This window comes from Bartonella jaculi (assembly GCF_039543045.1).
In the GTDB taxonomy this organism is placed as follows: domain Bacteria; phylum Pseudomonadota; class Alphaproteobacteria; order Rhizobiales; family Rhizobiaceae; genus Bartonella; species Bartonella jaculi.
Window position 1 is genome coordinate 1 of record NZ_BAABIZ010000041.1, and the last position, 5,000, is coordinate 5,000.

At 45.7% G+C, this 5,000-nt stretch carries 1 protein-coding gene, 2 tRNA genes, 2 rRNA genes and 1 pseudogene; 2 read left to right on the forward strand and 4 right to left on the reverse strand.

Translation table 11 applies throughout. The features are described from left to right. Window positions 1-390, forward strand: a pseudogene (locus ABD915_RS08470) (MFS transporter); the annotation flags it as partial. Then, the gene (locus tag ABD915_RS08475) at window positions 390-530 is read left to right on the forward strand and encodes a hypothetical protein (protein WP_345117365.1); all 141 of its coding nucleotides are present in this window, start codon (window positions 390-392) and stop codon (window positions 528-530) included. The pseudogene ABD915_RS08470 and the gene ABD915_RS08475, both read left to right, overlap by 1 nt. Window positions 531-1,060: 530 nt before the next feature. On the opposite strand, the gene ABD915_RS08480 is transcribed toward ABD915_RS08475, so the two are convergent. The 4 genes from ABD915_RS08480 to ABD915_RS08495 form a co-directional block, all read right to left on the reverse strand. Then, a tRNA-Met gene (locus tag ABD915_RS08480) sits at window positions 1,061-1,137 on the reverse strand. A 111-nt stretch (window positions 1,138-1,248) separates the two neighbouring features. Beyond that, a 5S ribosomal RNA gene (rrf, locus tag ABD915_RS08485) occupies window positions 1,249-1,363 on the reverse strand. Between the two features lie 71 nt (window positions 1,364-1,434). Further along, a 23S ribosomal RNA gene (locus tag ABD915_RS08490) occupies window positions 1,435-4,249 on the reverse strand. A gap of 526 nt (window positions 4,250-4,775) precedes the next feature. Then, a tRNA-Ala gene (locus tag ABD915_RS08495) sits at window positions 4,776-4,851 on the reverse strand. Window positions 4,852-5,000 lie beyond the last annotated feature (149 nt).

The following is a 5,000-nucleotide window of genomic DNA, read 5'->3' on the forward strand; positions in this document are numbered from 1 at the left end:
TCAAAATGGGCATGTAAAGAAAATTCCAAAACGCCTCACATATTATCCTTTGTTTTATTTGGACTCTCATTCATTCTCCTCCACTTTCTTGAGCATTCTTATTTTCACCTCTTCTTAGCGATCATCCTTTTTTCTTTTGCAGAAATTGTTATATACATACGCCTCGATTATGACGCCACAAATATAGATGAACGCTTAATCGCTAGCGCATTTGGCATCATGAGCTTGTCCAGTGCTTTCGGAGGCATGGCGGGAAGTTATCTGGGCTCCCTCTTATACAACCAAGAATTTCTTGGATTATCGGTTTGGCAGATCTTGAGCATTGCCTCTCTCAGTGTAGCCCTCCTCTCTCTGCTCATCTTAAAAAAATACAGCAAACAGCTTAATTAATGAAACAGCATATATCCTCTTCAATCCAGCATCATGCCGAGATTGATTGTGCACAACTTAATGGTATCGAGATGACCATTCTGTACAAGCCTGAAAACAGTTCCCTCACCACTTACGAAGCAAAACTCTGTCTTTCTTAAAAATAATCAGCGCCATCCATAGGAATGATAAACAGCCATAGCCATCATAAAATTGATGTTCTCATAACTTTTAACTTTGTCCCCCAAGAAGCTCTTCCACTTGCCTCAGAGTTGTCCAGATTTTCAGGGCTTAAAGAACCTTATCATGGGATAACAACGAAACGAATACAAAAATAAATACGCAATGCGTCTGTTTCTTTCTGCGAAAGCCTCCCCTCCATTTTACAAGAGAAAGCATCCGCTCATACTGTTTGTAAAGTGTTGTGTTTTGCAGGGCTTAGATTTTTTTTGAATCGTTTTGTTTTTTTGTTTTTCTGGAGAAAAAGTTTAGAGCAGAGAGTAATTTTATGCAGTTATTTAGCGGATTTAAGGAGCAAGTATTTTTCAGAGTTTTATGATGTTTTTTTATAGAATAAGTGCTTCTGGCTTTGTAGCAAGAATTGCGTGTAATTTATCGATTTTCACTGAAGGAGAAAGATATATGCGTCGATAGTTGGACTAAGGATTATTATAGGTTTGATGATTAAAACTGGTTGCGGGGGCAGGATTTGAACCTGCGGCCTTCAGGTTATGAGCCTGACGAGCTACCGGGCTGCTCCACCCCGCGTCACTAAGGATATAATCAGCGTAATTTTTTGTTAGCGTATGATTATATTGAATTTTTTAGTTTTGTTTTTTTAATAAAGCAATTGAGAAGATTATTCTATGCGCTTAGCAGACCTGGCGGCGACTTACTCTCCCGTGCCTTAAGGCAAAGTACCATCAGCGCTGGAGCGTTTCACGGCCGAGTTCGGGATGGGATCGGGTGCGTTCACTCCGCCATAACCACCAAGTCAGCAAAGAGCATAGAATTTTTGAGAAGCTGGAAATTTTTATAATTTAAGAATGGATATAAGAAATGAGAACGATCAAGTCGATCGAACGATTAGTATCAGTAAGCTTCATGTGTTGCCACACTTCCACACCTGACCTATCAACGTGGTGGTCTACCACGGTTCTCAGGGAATACTTGTTTTCAGGTGAGTTTCCCGCTTAGATGCCTTCAGCGGTTATCTCGTCCGTATATAGCTACCCTGCTATGCGGCTGGCGCCACAACAGGTCCACCAGAGATACGTCCATCCCGGTCCTCTCGTACTAGGGACAGGTCCTGTCAATATTCCTACACCCACGGCAGATAGGGACCGAACTGTCTCACGACGTTCTGAACCCAACTCACGTACCGCTTTAAATGGCGAACAGCCATACCCTTGGGACCTGCTCCAGCCCCAGGATGCGATGAGTCGACATCGAGGTGCCAAACAACCCCGTCGATATGGACTCTTGGGGGTCATCAGCCTGTTATCCCCGGCGTACCTTTTATCCGTTGAGCGATGGCCCTTCCACACGGGACCACCGGATCACTATGACCGTCTTTCGACTCTGCTCGACTTGTCAGTCTCACAGTCAGGCAGGCTTATGCCATTGCACTCAACAAACGATTTCCGACCGTTCTGAGCCTACCATCGCGCGCCTCCGTTACTCTTTAGGAGGCGACCGCCCCAGTCAAACTACCCACCATACACGGTCCCGAATCCGGATAACGGACTGCGGTTAGACATCCATATCGGTAAGGGTGGTATTTCAAGGATGACTCCACAAAGGCTGGCGCCCCTGCTTCAAAGTCTACCACCTATCCTACACATACAGACACAAATGCCAGTGTAAAGCTATAGTAAAGGTGCACGGGGTCTTTCCGTCTAACCGCGGGAACCCCGCATCTTCACGGGGAGTTCAATTTCACTGAGTCTACGTTGGAGACAGCGGGGAAGTCGTTACGCCATTCGTGCAGGTCGGAACTTACCCGACAAGGAATTTCGCTACCTTAGGACCGTTATAGTTACGGCCGCCGTTTACTGGGGCTTCAATTCAATGCTTGCACATCTCCTCTTAACCTTCCAGCACCGGGCAGGCGTCAGACCCTATACGTCGTCTTGCGACTTCGCAGAGCCCTGTGTTTTTGGTAAACAGTCGCTACCCCCTGGTTTGTGCCACCCTCTAACGGTTGCCCGCTAAAGGGTCACGCTTCTTCCGAAGTTACGCGTGCAATTTGCCGAGTTCCTTCAACGTAGTTCTCTCAAGCGCCTTAGTATTCTCTACCAGTCCACCTGTGTCGGTTTGGGGTACGGTCTATATGTGGGAGCTATTTCCTGGAACTGCTTCACTGCAAGATCAATCCAATAAGACCTTACAATATACGCAATCCGTCACTACCCACAGGTCCACGAATATTAACGTGGTTCCCATCGACTACGCCTTTCGGCCTCGCCTTAGGGGCCGACTCACCCTGCTCAGATTAACTTTAAGCAGGAACCCTTGGACTTTCGGCGAGGGAGTCTCTCACTCCCTTTATCGTTACTCATGTCAGCATTCTCACTTCCGATACCTCCAGGAGCTCTCACGAGTCTCCCTTCACAGGCTTACGGAACGCTCCGCTACCACTTACTCCAAAAGGAGTAAATCCACATCTTCGGTGTATGGCTTTAGCCCCGTTACATTTTCGGCGCAGGGACCCTTATTTAGACCAGTGAGCTGTTACGCTTTCTTTAAATGGTGGCTGCTTCTAAGCCAACATCCTGGTTGTTTTGGGATCCTCACATCCTTTCCCACTTAGCCATAACTTGGGGACCTTAGATGGTGGTCAGGGTTGTTTCCCTCTCCACGACGGACGTTAGCACCCGCCGTGTGTCTGCTAGTTAGTTCTTCCAGGTATTCGGAGTTTGGTTAGGTTTGGTAATCCGGTGAGGACCCCTAGCCCATCCAGTGCTCTACCCCCTGGAGAATTCGACTAACGCTCTACCTAAATAGATTTCGCGGAGAACCAGCTATTTCCGAGTTTGATTGGCCTTTCACCCCTAGCCACAAGTCATCCCAATCTATTGCAACAGATACGGGTTCGGCCCTTCAGTAAGTGTTACCTTACCTTCAGCCTGCTCATGGCTAGATCACTCGGTTTCGGGTCTAATCCAACGAACTAAACGCCCTATTAAGACTCGCTTTCGCTACGCCTACACCTACCGGCTTAAGCTTGCTCGTTGGACTAAGTCGCTGACCCATTATACAAAAGGTACGCCGTCACCCAGAACAAATCTTGGGCTCCGACTGTTTGTAGGCATTCGGTTTCAGGTACTATTTCACTCCCCTTGTCGGGGTACTTTTCACCTTTCCCTCACGGTACTGGTTCGCTATCGGTCATGCACGAGTACTTAGGCTTGGATCGTGGTCGACCCATGTTCAGACAGGATTTCACGTGTCCCGCCCTACTCTAGGACTTAAATCAGAGTTACGTATACGGGACTATCACCCACTTTGGTTCGACTTTCCAGTCGATTCTACTTTTCTAAATTCAAGCCACTGGCCTGGTCCGCGTTCGCTCGCCACTACTAACGGAGTCTCGTTTGATGTCCTTTCCTACAGGTACTTAGATGTTTCAGTTCCCTGCGTTTGCTTCTTACACCCTATTTTATTCAGGTGTAGATACCTTTATCTGATGACTAGAAAACTAAACTGTCTTTTAAAAAAAACAGCTTAATTTTTCCAGCCATCAAAGGTGGGTTGCCCCATTCGGAAATCTACGGATCAAAGGGTATTCGCACCTCCCCGTAGCTTATCGCAGCGTATCACGTCCTTCATCGCCTGTGCATGCCAAGGCATCCACCAAATGCCCTTAAGACACTTGATCGTTCTCATTGCCAATATTCATTCAATCATTACTTAAACCACCAACAAGTACTCACTCTTCGTAATCACTTATTGTATAGTCACTTCGTTTATAATCATTTGTTGTTTGTCTGCATCTTCATCTTGTGCAAAATAAAGCGCAAAACAAACATAAATATCAGCAGAAAAGACCAGCTTCTCGAGATATACTCAGTGGCGCGGTTAAGCTTCCAATCATAAGCAAGGGCTTTGAGCATTCCCTTGCGACACAATGTCTCTTTTTTAGATAAAGGTTTCTTCTTTAGATAAAGGAGAGCAAGGTTTCTTTTTCAAAACCTCTTTTACAAGATCTTGTTTAAAAACCTTTTTCTGACAACAAACCTTTTTCTCAAGAAAGCATTTTTCTTAAGAAAAAACTTGCTCTTCAGAAGCAACCTCTCAAAAGGAACTTGTCTGAATATATCTTCTCTTCACAATTTCAATAGAACACGCAAAAGGTCAAAAAACCTTTTACAAAGACTGTTCTCACAACAATGATGATGACCAAATGGTGGAGCCGGACGGGATCGAACCGACGACCCCCTGCTTGCAAAGCAGGTGCTCTCCCAGCTGAGCTACGGCCCCTAAAACAGGATAAAACATCCAAACTGTTAAAACAGATTCTCATTTTTAAAATAGACAGTGCAAACTTCGGAAAAATTTGCATTGCTCTGTGTTTGAGCCGCTTTAACTTTGGCGTGCTTAAGCGAAACGGATAAGCGTCCAATCCTTTA

Coding starts and splice junctions, on each gene's coding strand:
- ABD915_RS08475 (WP_345117365.1), top strand. CDS start 390: ATGAAACAGCATATATCCTCTTCAATCCAGCATCATGCCGAGATTGAT.